The 16,700-nt window shown below is 38.4% G+C and carries 18 protein-coding genes; 4 read left to right on the plus strand and 14 right to left on the minus strand.

From position 1 onward, the window contains the following. Positions 1–162: 162 nt before the first annotated feature. The 4 genes from greA to B3297_RS02535 form a co-directional block, all read right to left on the minus strand. Positions 163–636 (minus strand): transcription elongation factor GreA, encoded by a 474-nt coding sequence (greA, locus tag B3297_RS02520; protein ID WP_046674213.1) that lies wholly within the window; start codon positions 634–636, stop codon positions 163–165. A gap of 143 nt (positions 637–779) precedes the next feature. Beyond that, positions 780–1,478: a response regulator transcription factor gene (locus B3297_RS02525; protein WP_046674214.1), complete on the minus strand. Its 699-nt coding sequence runs from the start codon at positions 1,476–1,478 to the stop codon at positions 780–782. 15 nt (positions 1,479–1,493) lie between these two features. Then, on the minus strand, positions 1,494–3,152 hold the full coding sequence (locus B3297_RS02530) for a sensor histidine kinase (RefSeq protein ID WP_088160664.1): 1,659 nt from the start codon (positions 3,150–3,152) through the stop codon (positions 1,494–1,496). 12 nt (positions 3,153–3,164) lie between these two features. Next, positions 3,165–5,045, minus strand: coding sequence for an alpha/beta hydrolase family protein (locus tag B3297_RS02535; RefSeq protein WP_112374257.1), 1,881 nt, complete (start codon positions 5,043–5,045; stop codon positions 3,165–3,167). Between the two features lie 177 nt (positions 5,046–5,222). Here B3297_RS02535 and B3297_RS02540 point away from each other — a divergent pair, with 177 nt between their 5' ends. Next, on the plus strand, positions 5,223–5,513 hold the full coding sequence (locus tag B3297_RS02540; RefSeq protein WP_070567317.1) for a DUF4286 family protein: 291 nt from the start codon (positions 5,223–5,225) through the stop codon (positions 5,511–5,513). Between the two features lie 20 nt (positions 5,514–5,533). Here B3297_RS02540 and B3297_RS02545 read toward each other — a convergent pair whose 3' ends face one another. The 6 genes from B3297_RS02545 to B3297_RS02570 all read right to left on the minus strand — a co-directional run bounded on the left by B3297_RS02545 (position 5,534) and on the right by B3297_RS02570 (position 9,676). Further along, positions 5,534–5,884: a DUF983 domain-containing protein gene (locus B3297_RS02545; RefSeq protein ID WP_075991662.1), complete on the minus strand. Its 351-nt coding sequence runs from the start codon at positions 5,882–5,884 to the stop codon at positions 5,534–5,536. A 109-nt stretch (positions 5,885–5,993) separates the two neighbouring features. After that, the gene (locus B3297_RS02550; protein WP_070567322.1) at positions 5,994–6,257 is read right to left on the minus strand and encodes a hypothetical protein; all 264 of its coding nucleotides are present in this window, start codon (positions 6,255–6,257) and stop codon (positions 5,994–5,996) included. Between the two features lie 27 nt (positions 6,258–6,284). After that, positions 6,285–6,986 carry an RluA family pseudouridine synthase gene (locus tag B3297_RS02555; protein ID WP_075991661.1) on the minus strand — a complete coding sequence of 234 codons (702 nt, stop codon included), beginning with the start codon at positions 6,984–6,986 and terminating at the stop codon, positions 6,285–6,287. A gap of 141 nt (positions 6,987–7,127) precedes the next feature. Continuing rightward, a complete protein-coding gene (locus B3297_RS02560) occupies positions 7,128–8,132 on the minus strand; it encodes an MlaD family protein (RefSeq protein WP_070567326.1) in 1,005 nt (334 codons plus the stop codon). A 5-nt stretch (positions 8,133–8,137) separates the two neighbouring features. Continuing rightward, positions 8,138–8,911: an ABC transporter ATP-binding protein gene (locus tag B3297_RS02565; protein WP_120336563.1), complete on the minus strand. Its 774-nt coding sequence runs from the start codon at positions 8,909–8,911 to the stop codon at positions 8,138–8,140. 6 nt (positions 8,912–8,917) lie between these two features. After that, a complete protein-coding gene (locus B3297_RS02570) occupies positions 8,918–9,676 on the minus strand; it encodes an MlaE family ABC transporter permease (RefSeq protein ID WP_075991659.1) in 759 nt (252 codons plus the stop codon). Between the two features lie 255 nt (positions 9,677–9,931). Between B3297_RS02570 and B3297_RS02575 the strand changes: the two genes are divergently transcribed. The 3 genes from B3297_RS02575 to B3297_RS02585 all read left to right on the plus strand — a co-directional run bounded on the left by B3297_RS02575 (position 9,932) and on the right by B3297_RS02585 (position 13,496). Continuing rightward, positions 9,932–11,461, plus strand: a complete 1,530-nt coding sequence (locus tag B3297_RS02575) for a DUF6600 domain-containing protein (RefSeq protein ID WP_286778377.1) — start codon at positions 9,932–9,934, stop codon at positions 11,459–11,461. Positions 11,462–11,620: 159 nt separating this feature from the next. Then, a complete protein-coding gene (gene pncB / locus B3297_RS02580) occupies positions 11,621–12,802 on the plus strand; it encodes a nicotinate phosphoribosyltransferase (protein WP_286778378.1) in 1,182 nt (393 codons plus the stop codon). After that, positions 12,786–13,496, plus strand: a complete 711-nt coding sequence (locus B3297_RS02585) for a class I SAM-dependent methyltransferase (RefSeq protein ID WP_286778379.1) — start codon at positions 12,786–12,788, stop codon at positions 13,494–13,496. The genes pncB and B3297_RS02585 overlap by 17 nt, the downstream gene beginning before the upstream one ends. 26 nt (positions 13,497–13,522) lie before the next feature. Here the strand turns inward: B3297_RS02585 and B3297_RS02590 are convergent, their stop codons facing one another. From B3297_RS02590 to B3297_RS02605, 4 genes are all read right to left on the minus strand, one after another. Beyond that, complete coding sequence (locus tag B3297_RS02590; protein WP_070567332.1) at positions 13,523–14,455, minus strand: DUF4097 family beta strand repeat-containing protein; 933 nt, start codon at positions 14,453–14,455, stop codon at positions 13,523–13,525. Positions 14,456–14,552: 97 nt separating this feature from the next. Continuing rightward, positions 14,553–15,374 (minus strand): hypothetical protein, encoded by an 822-nt coding sequence (locus tag B3297_RS02595; RefSeq protein WP_115047594.1) that lies wholly within the window; start codon positions 15,372–15,374, stop codon positions 14,553–14,555. Next, on the minus strand, positions 15,364–15,921 hold the full coding sequence (locus B3297_RS02600; RefSeq protein WP_115047592.1) for an RNA polymerase sigma factor: 558 nt from the start codon (positions 15,919–15,921) through the stop codon (positions 15,364–15,366). The genes B3297_RS02595 and B3297_RS02600 overlap by 11 nt, the downstream gene beginning before the upstream one ends. Before the next feature lie 229 nt (positions 15,922–16,150). Beyond that, entirely contained in the window at positions 16,151–16,633 is a 483-nt protein-coding gene (locus tag B3297_RS02605) for a hypothetical protein (RefSeq protein ID WP_201303495.1), read from the minus strand. Positions 16,634–16,700: the final 67 nt, after the last annotated feature.

The following is a 16,700-nucleotide window of genomic DNA, read 5'->3' on the forward strand; positions in this document are numbered from 1 at the left end:
TGTTAGCAATTAAAAATTTAACTGCAGATTTTATCACACCCTGTTTTTCTACTGCCAACAAATATAAACAAAAAAGGTCGCGATTACTATATCACGACCTTCTTAATATAAAGTTAATTTGTGGATGTGCGGTTATGGCATACCGCACATAACCGACATATATTATCTTGAAATCTCTACGATCTCGAATTCAATTTTACCGGCAGGCACTTCAATAACAGCTGTATCACCTTTCGATTTTCCCAACAAACCCTGGGCAATAGGAGATTTAACTGAAATCTTGCCCGACTTCAAATCTGCTTCTGACTCCGCCACCAATTGATAAGTCATTTCAGCACCATTCTTTTTGTTCTTGATCTTAACAATCGATAAGGCCAAAACTTTAGATGTATCCAATTTGGACTCATCAATTAAACGTGCAGTCGCCAATGTATTCTCCAAATTGGCAATTTTAGCTTCGTGAAGCCCCTGAGCTTCTTTAGCTGCATCATACTCTGCATTTTCTGACAAATCTCCTTTGTCTCTAGCCTCTGCAATAGCATTGGCAATTTTAGACCTTCCTTCCGTCTTCAGATAAGCCAATTCTTCTTTAAGCTTACGCAATCCTTCTTCCGTAAAATAAGTTACTTCTGCCATAATTTTATCTTTTTTCTTATTTTCTACTTTTTAAAAAAGAAACAAGACCATATTTCCCTCGTCAGGAAACATGGTCTTGCTTTGAATCTATACGAAGATAATAATTGTTTTCAACAAAACAAATTCTTACCCGTTAAATAAAATTAAATCTCTTCCTCATCAACAAATTTATACCCCAGCCCCCGAACTGTTTGTAGATAATGTGGCTTATCTGGATTTGTTTCGATCTTTTTCCTTAAACGAACCACATGCATATCCAAAGTACGTGTGTTGACATTGGAGCTATAACCCCAGACAACCTCCATTAACTCCTCGCGTGTAATCTCCCGGCCTAAGTTTTGTAAAAAATGAAGCAAAATTCGGTTTTCCAAAATGGTCAACTCAACTTTCCTTCCGTCACGTATTAAGGAATGAATATTCGGATGATGTTCCGTTTGCCCAAATTTATATACTTCGGGACTGTTCTTAGGTAAGAAAAATTTCACCTTATTATCGATCATAGCAATAAGCACATCCATATTGAATGGCTTACTAATGTAATCAGTCACACCAAAGCTATAGGCTTCAATTTTGTCCACATCTTGAGACTTCGCTGTCATCATGATAATGATATTCTCAAACCCGGCTTTACGGACATCTTCACAGATTTCGTTGCCTTCTTTTCCTGGAAGCATCCAATCCAACAAAACCACATCGGGTCTCTTTTCCAAGATCAAACTTTCCGCTTCATTCCCATTTCCACTCTGAATGACCTGATAGCCTTCGGATTCCAATCGATGTTTTACCAAGAACCGTAAGTTCTCATCATCTTCAATAACAGCAACAGTGATGTCTTTATTCATATTTAAATTTATTTTTTAAACCGGAAATACCAAGGTAAAGGTGGTCCCCTGTCCCAATTGACTTTTTACTGTAATATCACCGCCTATAAATTCGGTAATCTCTTTACAGAAAGCCAAGCCCAAACCGATACTTCCTTGCTGATTATATTGACTTTTTATTCTATAAAACTTTTTGAAGATGTTGTTAAACTCTGCCTTCTCAATACCTATTCCTTCATCCTTAAAAGTGATAACAAAATTCTTCTTGTTTTGTTGTATCGCAATATCTAAGATTTTATGCCCCGCTTTCGAATATTTATAGGCATTATCGATCATATTTTGAAACACACTACTTAACAGTACCGGATCTGCAAGCATTGATGTCCTTACATCAATTTTTGTGCTAATCTTGAAATCCGCATATTTTATTCTTGACGAAGCTACTAGATTTTCGGTAAATTCCTCCAAATCAACTTCTTCTTTATTTAATTTTATGGTTTTATTTTCGATCTGACTAAAAGACAACAGCTTATTCATCAAGTTATTTAATCGGTCTGCCTCCTGATCTAATATATTTCCATACATTTTCCGCTCTTCATCAGAGAGTACCTGCGCACTCTTAATATTATTTCCAGCAATTTTAATAACACTCACAGGCGTCTTAAACTCGTGGGTAAGATTATTGATGAAATCGTACTGCAATTTAAAAAGTCTTCCGTTAATTTCTAAATTTCTATAAATTAAATATAATATTGCAATCAAAATAATATAAATCAGGGATACCCCTCCCAATACCGGCCAAAAACTGCGATTTATCTCTTTTGACAGAAAACTTTTACTCGACCTAAAAAGAAGTTTGTAGTCTGCTAAGGCTCCAGGTAACGGCATCTCCGTTGAAATCTCGTCATTTTCCGGCGTGATCGGAGCACCAACCAGTGGCACTATTTCTACTTTCTCATAAAGATTTGAATAACTATTTTTTACTTCCAGATACATTGGATCAATCTGAAAATTGAACATATCCTGTTCATATCCGACAGTATGATCCAAATTACCTTCCATAATAGACTTATAGACTATTAAGTCGTTGACCCTTGGAATATTCAGATAGGTAATCTGTCCAGGTCTTATGGTATAAAAAACCTTCAGAATATCCTTATCAGAAAGCTTGGCATTCGGTTGCAATTTATCGATATAAGTTGCCAGCTTCACACCAATATTATTAATCTCTTCGGAATGCAAGCCCATCTGCCCTCGATCCCGAATCGTATTTTTATTCAGGCCAGACCTGGAAACGGTAAAAAAAGTAATGGTTTTCGGTTGAATTCTAAGGTTATTAACAATAAAACCATAGTTCAAGTTATGATCATTATTAAATTGTAAATCAAAAAAACCAATTTCTCTAACGAATGGGTAGGAACTTAATATACTATATGCATATTTTCCCGCCTGGACTGAATCCAAAAAACCTTGATAAAAAGATACTTCAGGAATTCTATTCTGAAAAAAATCATTGAAAGGGACTAAGGTTTGATCAAATATCTCCGATTTCCGATTGGTAAATTCGTTCTTAATATGCGATTCTGTATAATTACGCGAAAGAAAAAGGGCAAATATATACAGACCACTAATCACGATGAAAAACATCAACAATAATCCGTAATTTTTTCGATAGCTATATTTCTCTGCTTTCATAATCTCCCGCCCTTAGTCTACAAGATATTTCGCCAAAAATCGCTCCAACTCATTATAGTAACCAAAGACATTCTCGTCCCGTTTAAAAGTTCTATCCTCGTCCTCTTTTAGGATGTATTGTACGGGAATATTATTATTCTTTAATTTCTGTACAAATTGATTTGCATCTGTTACCGAACTAAACCGATCCTTTCCTCCCTGTACCAATAGCACCGGTATCTTTACTTTATCCGAATGAAATACAGGTGAAATATTTTTAAATAGCTCAGCCTCCCGAATCGGATTCCCAACTACTTGATACATTTTCTGCACATACGATTTAAAATATGGCGGTATATCTCTAAAGTAAGTGAACAGATTGGTATAGCCGGAATAAGACACGGCACATTTATAAAGATCAGAATTAAAACAAGCAGCGTGTAGCGCCGAATAGCCTCCGAAACCTTTCCCTACAATAGCGACACGTTCCCGATCAGCAATTCCTTCTTTAATCAACCATTTTACTCCATCAGTAATATCATCCTGAATCTTCCCGCCCCATTCCTTAAATCCCGCAGTCCAAAACTTCTTACCAAAACCGGTCGATCCCCTATAGTTCATCTGAAAAACCAAATAACCCCTGTTCGCCAAAAACTGCGCTTCGTTATCGAATCCCCAAACCTCCCGTCCGTTAGGTCCATCATGGGGCAATACAACCATAGGCAGATTTTTGCGATTGGAATGAATGGGATAAGTTAAATAACCCGAAATCTGAATGCCATCTCTCGCCGTATAAGTGATATACTCATTTGGAGAAAGTTCTTTGTCTTTTAGATCGGAATTATTATCTGTTAGCTTCGTTAATTTTTGAGTCGAAAAATCATAGAAATAAATCCCGCCCGGGTTTACGTCCGTATAGGTTTTGATAATGACCTTGTTCCCCGAAATATCAGTATTCAATACCTGAAACTCAAAGCCATCAATCTGCTTCGACAATTGATCATATTTCTTTTTGGTAGCCTCATCAAAAAAATGTCTGTTCTGTCTTGATGTGCTATAATTGACAAATAACAGCTTATTCTGTTCAGTGAAATACCCCCCAGGGCTCACGTCAACATCTTTATGACTATATAGCTCGCCCAGCTCTTTTTGGTTTACTAAATCATAACTTACCAAGGCCAGTTTATCCCTGTCTATATTGGATAAAGCATAAATGATGGCATTTGAACTATCCTTATAACCCAGTGGAGTAAAACTACTTTCAACATCACATCGTATAATCTCTTTAAATGGTTCTTTTTCTGAACTTCTATAGAGCACAGATTGCTGTACAGAATCGTTGGCCACAGCCAATCGTACCTGCCCATCATTAGATACAACCCAGGAGCTCATATTTCCCGGATTCTGTAAAACCAATTCCCGAGGCCTCCCGTCTAAATAGATACGATAAAGGTCAAAAAAAGAAGAGTCTCTATCGTTGATTCCCGCTATAAAACTATCACCTCCGGTCGCCATAGCATGAATCCATCGAAACCGACCTCGTACCGGTTTAATCAATGGCCAAATCTTTTCTGTGTTGATGTCCACAGCATATAAACGTAAACTGTCCTGCGAAGATTGTTCCGTCAAAAAGGAAATTTTTGAATCATTGTTCCAAGCGAAGGATTTTACATTAATATCATTTTGATACGTAAGCTGTTTGGAACTATCCTTATTGATCAAATCTATTAAATAGATATTTTTGCAATGATTATCTAAGCCAATGTAAGCGATAAATCGACCATTTGGAGAAATCTTAAAATTTGATTTTTCAGGTGTAGAAAAAAATTGATTTATTGGAATAAGATCAACACTATGTCGTTGACACCCCAACATGATCATGGCAGAAAAAAACAAACCTATCCAAAATTTCATCCTCATAATCCCAAATACATCCTTATCATTTATTCCAAATATTGCAATTAAATACGGAATTGCATGAAATGCAACCTTATTTTTACAAGATATAGTAATTAAATGTAATATTCAAACTTATCTCGGTTCTGTCCTTTAGAATCTTTTTTATCGCAGAAAAATAGCCTATTTTTGCATATGTTTTTATACAATGTCTCCGTTATAGCAGAAGAAACAATCCATCAAGAGGTCGTTTCATGGATTCAGGATAATATCGTGCAATCCCAAAAATTTCAAGTGCATTTTCTGGAAATGCTACAGTCTCCACACGAAGGTATGACCTACTGCATTCAAGTTATACTCCCTACAGAAGACCATATAGCAGATTTTCAGCAAGTGCATCTAATTCCATTACAACAACTCATTTCGGAAGTATATAAAGACAAGGTGTTCCTTTTCGACAGTACCATGAAGTATCTAAAAAAATAAAAGAGCTCTGTGGAGCTCTTTTATTTTTTTATTTCATTAATATCGTTACCATCTTCTTCAAGGTTCTTATTATTCTTTTCACCTATCTCTGCCGCCAATTCATAGCGCGGATCATAACTGATTTTTGGCGTTAAAAAATGAAGTAAAATCAAACGGGCATATCTAAAATTAAAAGGTGCGAAGACCAAAATGGTTACAGCTAGACCAATCAGATAAGACCAAGGAGACTCGCTTCCTGTCAAAATTGCGATAGCAACAGATACAGTAACAATCTCAGCGACAGACAAAGCATAACTCACATACATGGCAGCATAGAAATACCCCGGCTCAACCTCGTACTTGACACCACAATAAGGGCAAGTATCATTCATATGCTGCTTGTGTAAACTGTATACCTTTCCTACAAATACATTACCAATATGACACTTCGGACATTTGGAATGTATCATTGCATGGAATTTGGATGTGGGCATTAAGAATCTATTTTATTTCGTTTAAAAATTTCTTTGTTACAGGGTTCTTCTTGCGGTATTTTTTATACCATAAATAACCAAGGCCCGCCGCGGCTAGATAAGGTATTACCAATAGAAACAAAATACCGTCATTCAGACCTCTTCCCTGCATATTTCCTTCCTTCGTAGAATTCTCAGCGTTCAATGTACACATCGCACACTGTCCGTACGAAACAGACACAGCCGAGCAGCTTAAGGTAAATATTAGGAGTAAATATTTAAACCATTTCATAGCACAAAGGTACTGAAATTTTAACGATTAGCGTGCCAAAGATTCAAATTTATCCCAGAAGCCATCTTTCGGCAAAGAAGCGATCAATTCCATCCTATCCTTTTTTATTGGATGCGTAAAGGCCAATGAACGAGAATGTAAACAAATACTGCCCAAAGAACTGCCTCTTGGATATCCATACTTATTATCACCAACAATAGGACATCCCATCGCTGCAAGTTGCGCACGAATCTGATGTGTACGACCTGTTAAAGGCTCTACGCGCAGCAAATAGAATCCATTCAACTCACCCACCAATGTATAATCCAACTCGGCATAACTTCCGCCTTTCACCTCGCGTGGAAAGGCCTTTGTTACCCTTGTTTGTCTATTCCGAACCAACCAATTGATAAGTTTCCCCTCAGTTTTTCGCGGACGCTGTCTAACGATTGCCAAATAGGTCTTTTTCACATGTCTATCCTGAAAAAATTTATTCATTCGCTCTAGCGCCTTGCTTGTTTTGGCGAACAAAATCATACCACTAACAGGTCTATCTAATCGATGAATAACACCAACAAATGCTTCATTTGGCTTATCATATTTCTTTTTCAAATATACTTTCACCATATCTTCTAAAGATAGGTCTCCTGTTTCATCCACCTGCACAATATCCCCGGCTTTCTTATTTATAGCGATGAGATGATTGTCTTCGTAAATGACGTCTTTATCGGTTATTTCGCTGTGATTCATTTCTTTCAAATATAAAAGGGTTATCCAAATGCTATACAGTATTAAGACCTGTTCAGTTGGATCCCATAATGGTGCTATTATTTATTAAAAAAGGCCCTACGCAAGCGTACAGCCTTTCCTTATGTTCTTTTTTAACACAACTTACTTTGCAGTGTCCGCTTTAAGCAACTCAGCTTTTTTCGCATCCTCCTTCATCTTCTTTTTAAAGAAACCACGCAACAAGAAATTATGCTGCAATGCCTCCATATTCTCGTCCAGTTTGGATGTGCTCGAATTTAAATTATTGATTGCCGATTTAATTTGATTTGCCGATGCCGGGTCATTCAATAACACACCCACCGCATTATCTTTATCATTCAATCGACTTGAAGCATTATTCAAATTGTTTATCAATGCATTTGCTGTCTGAGAAACTCCTTGCAACTGCGCTGCAGACTGACGCAGGTTAGAGAATATAGCGGTATCAGTCGTTAAATCATGAATCAAGCCCTTATTGCTATTTAAAGAGTTTGTCAAGGTAACCAAATTAGCAGATGCTTTATTCGCATTATTCATTGCAGCACTGATTGACAATAACGTAGCACGCAATGTATTAACCATAGAAGTATCGGTCAACATCGCTCCAACCATTCCTTTTCCGTCCGCCAATCCACGGGATATTTCTACAAAGTCAGTAGTAATCTTTGCTAAGTTTTCATTATTTACCTGCAATGTTTCCATCATTGCTTCCATGTCCGCAGTCTTCGCCGAACGCAAGAAATCACCTGTCTCCACTGTTGGCGCATTTTGCGACCCTCCAGAAATCACTACGATCTTGTTCCCAATCAAACCATCCGAGCCCAATTTTGTTACGGCATCTTTACGAATATATTCGGCAGATTTCTCCTCGATTGTCAAAACCACCTCAACATCCTGCACACTTTTAAAATGTATATTCTTAATGATCCCTACCTTAACCCCAGAAAACCACACATTACTTCCCACTTTCAATCCAGCGACATCGGGAAATGAAGTCGTAATTTCGATATTTCTAGTAAATTTCTTTTGCTGGCTACCCAAAATAAAAATACCCGCTAAAAGAATCAATACGCCTAAAAAAACAAAAATACCGACAATGATTGCTCTTTTATTTTCTGCCTTACTCATGTATATTATAGAATAAAATTATAATTATAAAACGCTCTTACACGTGCGTCATCTGTATCAAAAATCTCTTCAAAAGACCCCTGTCTTTCAAACTTGCCATCCAACAACATCACGATACGGTCTCCCACCTCTTTCGCACAAGCTAAATCATGCGTAATAATAATTGATGCTGTTTTATACCTCTCCTGAACCTCATTAATCAATCCATTAATCTCCAAACAAGTGATCGGATCTAGTCCTGCTGTTGGTTCATCGTACATCATGATTTCAGGTCTAAGAATCAGTGTGCGCGCTATACCAATTCGCTTACGTTGTCCACCCGACAACTCCGATGGCATCTGATTGATAGCTTGCGAAAGCCCTACTCCATCCAAAACCTCTTCTACAGCGTGGTTGATCTCCGAACGTGTTAAGTTGCGTTTATTTCGAACCAATGGAAATTCCAAATTTTCGCGCACAGTCATACTGTCATAAAGTGCACTATTCTGAAAAGAAAACCCTATTTTTAAGCGTAATTCACGCAGTTCGCGATCATTTAATTCAAGAACTGACTCTCCCAAAACATTGATCGTCCCCTCATCCGGTCTTAATAAACCAGAAATCAATTTGATCAACACTGATTTCCCCGTTCCAGAACGTCCAAGCACAACGAGATTTTCTTCTTTATATAAATCCAGGTTGACACCACGTAGGACGTGATTATCACCGAAAGACTTGCTAACATCCCTAATTTCAATGACCGGCTTCGAATGGTCGATGGTTGATTTAATCTTTTCCATAGCTCGCTATCCAAAGAACGATAAAACTTGAACAATAATTATTTCCTCAATAAATACAAGGAACATCGAAGCGACAACGGCTGCATTGGCTGCCTTACCCACACCTTCAGTCCCCTTTGAAGAAAAATAACCGCAATAACAACTTACAGCTCCAATGGTAAAACCAAATATAACCGCACGCAAAACCATAGCACCTAAATCCTTAAATGCTATCGTCTCAAATACCTGCGTAAAAAAACTCAAAAAGCTTAAGTCGTCTTTACTCATCATACTTAGGTAACCGCCTAAAAGACCTATACCCGCTACATAAAAACATAGTACAGGAATTCCAATAGTTGTAGCTAATATTCTACTTACAATAAGATACTTATATGGGTTAGTTCCCGAAACTTCCATGGCATCGATTTGCTCCGTGACATTCATCGAACTTAGTTCCGCACCAATTTGCGAGCCCACTTTACCCGAAGCAATTAAAGCTGTCACCAGCGGTGCAAGAGCACGAACAATAGCAATCGAAATAAGCGAAGGCAACATCGAAGTCGCCCCGAATTCTTCCAAAGAAGGACGCGATTGTTTTGTAAAAACAAATCCAACAATAAACCCCGTTAAACTGATCAAGGGCAAAGATTTGTAGCCTATTTCGTAGCACTGGCGGACAATTTCTTTAAATTCATATGGTGGAGTTACCAATTCGCGCCAAAACCGTAGCAAAAAACGGTGAATGTTTGCGAATTCTAGAAAAAAAGTCTGAAGTTTTTTAGCCATTTAAATGATGTCTATTTCAAATTAATGTGTCGTAAAACACGTCTTATGCTGAACAAACACGTAGCAATTCGAGCGGTAAAGGTAAATAAAAAATATGTATCTAAAATTGTCGTTTATGTAAAAAGATCATCAATTTGACTTTTATATAAAAAAAATCAGATTTCTAATGTACCGATTAAACCATTTTATACGTTATGCCGTCATAATAACAAAGACAATAGCATAGAGTTTGTCACACTTTTAAATATTACAGAAATGAAAAATTTAGGCAACATAAAATATTGGGTACTTGGTTTTATCGGTATCGCTTCTTTTTCAAGTTGCGCTACTTCAATGGCCCAACGGGGTGGATATAATAATGGTTATAACAATAATGGTTATAACAATTATAACAATGATGGAGTTTCGTTCCAGCTATTCTATGATCAGCTTTCACCTTATGGACAATGGGTTAATGATCCCAATTATGGTTATGTTTGGATCCCGGACGTTGGTCCGAACTTCCAGCCTTATGCAACCAATGGTTATTGGACAATGACTGACTATGGAAATACCTGGGTATCCAATTATGACTGGGGTTGGGCCCCTTTCCACTATGGTCGCTGGAACTACAATGACCGTTATGGCTGGGGATGGGTTCCTGACTATGAATGGGGACCAGCATGGGTAAATTGGCGTCAAAGTAATGACTACTACGGTTGGGCTCCTCTGGGCCCAGGCATGAATATTAATGTATCCGTTAATATCCCAATGAATTTTTGGACATTTGTAGGCGTCAATCACTTTATGCGGCGAGACATGGATAGATATTATGTTAATAGAAGAAATTACAATAATATCTACAACAGAACCACCATTATCAATAATACCACGATAATTAACAACAACTATTATGTTGGCGGTCCGCGAAGATCCGATATTGAACGTTCGACAGGAAGAAGCGTAACAGTGAATAGAATCGCAAGTGTCGATAGACCTGGGTCTGTACGCAGTAGCAGCAACCGCAGTAATGAAATCAGTATGTACCGTCCGAATGTAGACCGTAATACAAGATCCTCTGCACGCCCCACGAATGTCGTAGATGCTTCTACCCGAACACGAAATAACAATAGTGAGATTTCAGATCGAACCAATCGTGTCATAACCAACAGAGATAACATCGACTCGAGATCAGGAAATCGTGAGTTATATATTGACAACAGTGGAAATGCTTCTGTAAGGTCTCGTAATGATGCCAACAGCGGTGGTTCAAGCCGTAGTTCAATTAATAATACTCGAACCGGAGACAATGGTACTATAAATAGAAATACGAATGGTACACAACCTAATTCGAATAACTATGATTTTAGAACGCGATCAAGTCGCCAGTCGGATGCTTCAAACAATAACAACCCTACATCTACCACTAGGGACAGGCAAAATCGCTCCGTTGACAATAATGGTGTAGCCAACGGCAGAAGTACAGACTACAATAGAAACACAGATTATAATTCACGCTCGCGGTCTAGTGCGAACGGTTCCGATCAGGCTGTGCCGCCAAGAGTTGCGCAACCTACGACAACGCCGCAACGAAATGGAAATTATGATGGCAGCAGAACACGTTCGAGCCAACCTGTGTCGCAACCTGTAGCACAACCAACTCAAAATCGGAGCTACGAAAACACAAGAAGTAGATCAAATAAAGACAATTCATCCTCAGTATCTCGATCAAGGTCTTCAGAAAGCTCAGGCGAACGTAACTCTGGACGTTCTTCGCAAGGATCAGAAAGATCTAGAACAAGATAATGACAGCCGAATAAAATAATAATTCACATTTGGCGGGTAAAATGAAAAATTTTACCCGCCTTTTATATGCATGTCTTTTTATATTTATCATGAACAATCCATACATTTTCACGTTAATTAGTAAATTTACCGCTTCAAACAAAAAACAGATCGATAAAGATGGCTTCATTTACCTCTATATTAGATAATGACTTTTACAAATTCACCATGCAGCATGCCGTGGTCAAGTTGTTTCCAAAGGCCAAGGCACGTTATCATTTTATTAATCGGGGACATCATAAATTTCCCGATGGTTTTGATGTACTCCTGAGGGAGGCCGTCCATGAGATGGCTAATTTGAAGTTAACAAAAGCAGAAAAGGCTTTCTTTGCCAAGACATGTCCTTATATAGACCCAACCTATTTCGATTTTCTTCAAGGTTATCGCTACGATCCCGAGGAAATCAAAATATTTCAGGATGGCCCCGACCTTGAAGTCATTATCGAAGGGTATTGGTACCGTACTATTCTTTGGGAAGTCCCATTAATGTCGCTTATCTGTGAACTTTTTTATGAATCCCAAGGTCTACAACGTGCCTCGGATGCAGCTGTGATCGCCACCGCCAAAGATAAAATCGAAAAATATAAAAAACTCAATATCACAATTGCTGATTTTGGCACGCGCAGACGTCATTCTTATGAAGTCCACGATTTGGTCGTTCGCACACTGAAGCAATACGGCGAAAAAACATTTATAGGCACCAGCAATGTACATTTAGCAATGAAATATGAGACGAAACCAATCGGCACACATGCCCATGAATGGTTTATGTTCCACGCTGCCAAATACGGATATAAAATGGCGAATCTCCTTGGCCTTGAACATTGGTCTGATGTCTACCGGGGTGACCTCGGAATAGCACTATCGGACACCTATACTACGGAAGTTTTCTTTCAGCAATTTGATAAAAAGTTAACCAAATTATTTGATGGAGTCCGTCACGATAGCGGCGACCCGCTTGAATTTACAGATAAGGTTGTTGCACACTATAATAAAAATGGAATCAATCCCCTCTCAAAGACAATCATATTCTCGGATGGCCTAGACTATGAGAAGGTCGAAAGAATCGCGAGATACTGTGAGGGAAAAATCTTGCATTCCTTTGGCGTTGGCACCAATTTCACCAATGATGTGGGACTCAAACCCATGAATATCGTCATTAAGATGACCGATGCTTTGCCAGAAGATGATCAATGGACTCCAGTTATCAAACTATCTGACGAACCGATGAAACATACAGGAGATGAAGACTCCATATATATTGCAAAAAAAGTATTAATGATTGATGATGACAATGCATAGAGATGTATACGGTGAGGCCTTAGATGATTACTTTGTACATCAAGAAGAAAAGTTCCCTTTAATACTCCATACAAGTTATGGCGACCAAGATGAAATGCCCGTTGAGATTTTCTTTCGGGAACCCGATGATTTTCCTGAACTGGAATTTATTGGACTATCCTTATGTGATGGACGTGTACTGGATGTTGGAGCTGGAGTTGGCAGCCATAGCCTGTATCTACAAGAAAAAGGGTTTGAAGTAGATGCACTGGAACTCTCGCAAACCGCTTGCCATATTATGCAACAACGCGGGGTACAACATATTATCTGCGAAGATTTCTATAAATTCGAAGGCCAAAAATATGATACGCTATTGCTTTTAATGAACGGAATAGGCCTTGCTGGCGACGTAGATGGCTTTCGAAAACTATTACAGCATAGCAAAGAATTATTGACTGAAAATGGCCAACTGATTTTTGACTCTTCAGATATCAGTTATCTGTACAAAGATTATAACATCAAAAAACCAGCGCATTATTTTGGGGAAATTCAATATCAATACGAATACAAAGGCAAAAAAGGAAACCTGTTCAAATGGCTCTACTTAGATCAGGATTTGTTGATTAAAATTTCGCACGAAATGGGCTGGGTTGTCCAAATTTTGTATGAAGATGAGAATGATCAATACCTCGTCCGCATGGAACTAAAAAAATAGCCTGTTATTCTAACAGGCTATTTTTTTTATTTCTGTGTTCTTATGTAAATATCTCCCATGGATGTTTTTAAGATAACATCCTGTCCACCACCATTCATTTTGCCTTTCACCGCATTTCCCATTGGCGTTGACTTCGGCTCTTCAGACTGTTTCTCAAACTGAAACTCGTCTGCTGCATAGATGTTCCCCATGGCTGATTTCACATCCACATTAGCACCAAAATTCTTTGGAAAGGCCACATCTACGGCCCCCATTGCTGCGACCAAAGAAATCGGTCCTTTAACAGGTTGAACAAATTTGGCCGTTACATCTCCCTGTGCAACCTTGACATTGATCGGCCCCGTCACGTTCAATAAATTCACATTCCCCATTGTACTAGCAACTTCGACCTCAGCCCGGATATCTTTTAATTCGATTTCCCCAGCATTAAACATCGCTCCACGACCGCCTTTGATCGTCACAGGCAGATCCATCGGTATCCTGATACGAATAGAATCTTCTAAGGGCATCCCTACCATACTTATTTCAGTCACCCCACCTTCTGTTTTGATATTCATACCAAGCCCTGAATTATCCGATAAGCCCGAGCCATTGATCACACGTAGGCCTTTGGCGCGGTCATTTTCTTCACTTTCCTCCACTTTGGCCGTAATCAGCACGTCTTTTCCCTTATACCCTTCGATATAAACATTATCCAATTTTAATAGGAGCTTATTCCCCAAGTTGGGCACTTTAATTTCTTTCCAGCTTTTCGGCCCATTGGAACGGCCGAATCCAGCAGAACTGTAGGTAAAATTATGATTATTACTGACAACAACTCCTGACACCGCTCTAGCCTTTTTAGGAGGATTAGGAGGTTTTGGCGCAGCAACTCCTTCAACATTTTCATTTACCTGGGCCTGCAATGCGCTTGCAAAGATCAGTGCGACCCCAATCATCATTATCCTTATCTTTTTCATTTCGTTTTAGTTTTACTTTATTATGTGTCAAATAATGCATTTTAAGCTTTTTCATTGATTAACATACACAATCCGACTTCCAACTTAATATATTCCGTTATTGATTTAATAATACTGCATAGGCCTGCTCCTTCACAAATTTCAGGGTAAAGGGATCTTCGACAATTTCATTTAACTTTTCCTTTGTCGTCGCCTTCATCGTCGGATCCGCCTGTTGGGCCATCATTTGCATCAGTTCCATTTGTAAAGTGGGATCATTTTGCTCCACAAAAAAGTCCTGAACCTTTTGTTGACGTTCTTCCGGACTAAGTCCATTTAATATCGTTTCAATTGCAGCCATGCGTACATTACTGCTTTGATCTGATACAGCAGTCTTTTCTAAAGCTCCCCTACTATTCCCATCTAAGCTTCCCCCATCTTTCATCGCCAAGACAGCACTTAACCGTGTACTCGCAGAACTGGAATCTTGAAGCATCTGAACATAATCCATCTTCTCTTCCTTTTCGCGATGAGCAGCTTCGGATACGCTTACTTTTGCCAATTGTTTTCTTTTGCTTTCGATACCCGCTATTGCCTTAACGGGAGCTGAAGCCTCTTGGCTACCAGTATGAATTCCCATCACCTCAGCATCAACTGCTTTTGCATTGTCTTCTTTTTCCGGAACAGTAATAGGATGTACCGCAGCCACAGGCTTTTCTACTTCTATTTCTCGTTGTTGATTAAAAGCAATAAAAGTTGCTGTCCCAACTAACAGAGCTGCTGCCGCAATACTAGCCCACTTCCATAAAGGCTTAATCTTTCTTTCCTGAACAGTGGGGACTACTTGTGGTCTTATTTTATTCCATAAGTCAGCCGAAGGTTCTCTCTGATCAAATGCTTCCCGATTAGCGTTCACAAAATCTTTTAAATTATCCCGCATAATTATACCTTTCCTTCAATTCTTCGTAAATTTTCTTTTTAGCACGGTGATATTGACTACGTACAGCAACCGCTGTCATCCCCAATGTTTCCGCAACCTCATCATGGCTCATGTTTTCAAACAGGTAGAGATTAACAACCATCTTAGGCACGCCTGTCAATTGATCGATCACATGCTCTAAATCTGTCAAACGACATTCACGCCATTCTTTTTCCAGCAATTCGTCTTCGCCATCATCCTGAATTTCCAGATCATCCACCGGCGTAAAATATTGCTTATTCTTCCGTAACAGTGAGATTGCCTTATTCACCCCCATTCTTCTCAACCAGGCCTCCACACTGAGCACTAAATGCCATTTATCTGATCTTGCAAAAAAATCAACAAAGGTTTCCTGTAAAATATCTTCACTTTCTTCCTGATTCGACAAAACCCGATAAATAGAATTAAAAATCTTTTTTGCATACCGATGATAGAGCTGCGCAAAGCCAGACTCGTTGCCCGTTTGGCACATCGCTAATAATTCCTTATCGCTAAGCTGATTTTGCACGTTCTAAAATTAATACTGTTAATTCTTATGTTTCTACTATGTAGTCGGGCCCCTGTTGAAAATGTTGCAATATAATTTTATTTTTTTTCTAAAATAATGCTATTATCGCATAAAAGCCTTTTTAAAGGGCCTCCCAGCAAACAAAAAAAACACTCAAGAAATCTTGAGTGCCTGCATTAATAAAATAAACTTAAGAGGGATGTTAAAATTCTAGGTATAAGAATATTGATTATTTGACTTTTAAATAGGTTTCCACAATGGTATGTTTAACCCCCAATTCAGGTAAATTTTCCTCACCGGTTTGAATCAAGGTATCTCCTTTTAAAGTAAGTTTAAAATCAAACTTATTGCTTTCCCAATCCCGCATTGAACAATATTGTAGTCTTTCTTGATAGTTGACACCATCAAAAGAATAGGTACCGCCACCGGCTACAAATAGCGGTTCTTTCCCTTTACCTTTTTCCTTATCGTGGTTAAAGAAAGAAAAATGGTCATCATTGAACATTTTAAACATCTCTGTTTTACTGGCATCCGTAAAAGCGGTCACCGTATCCTTCCCTTTAATTGTCTTGCTTTCAATAAGCTTATAGGTACCGGACAAAGAAGTTGATTTTACCGCATCAACTTCTTTTTTTTCAGTATTATTTTTACATGAAAAAACAAGACAGGAAGTCGCGATCGCAAACAGCAATTGATTTTTTAGGTTTATCATATTTTATAAAAGGTTTAAAGAGGCCAAACTACGAAAGTTCAGCCTCAATCAAAAACAAACCATTGTA

This window comes from Sphingobacterium sp. UBA3519 (genome assembly GCF_002377215.1).
Taxonomy (GTDB): domain Bacteria; phylum Bacteroidota; class Bacteroidia; order Sphingobacteriales; family Sphingobacteriaceae; genus Sphingobacterium; species Sphingobacterium multivorum.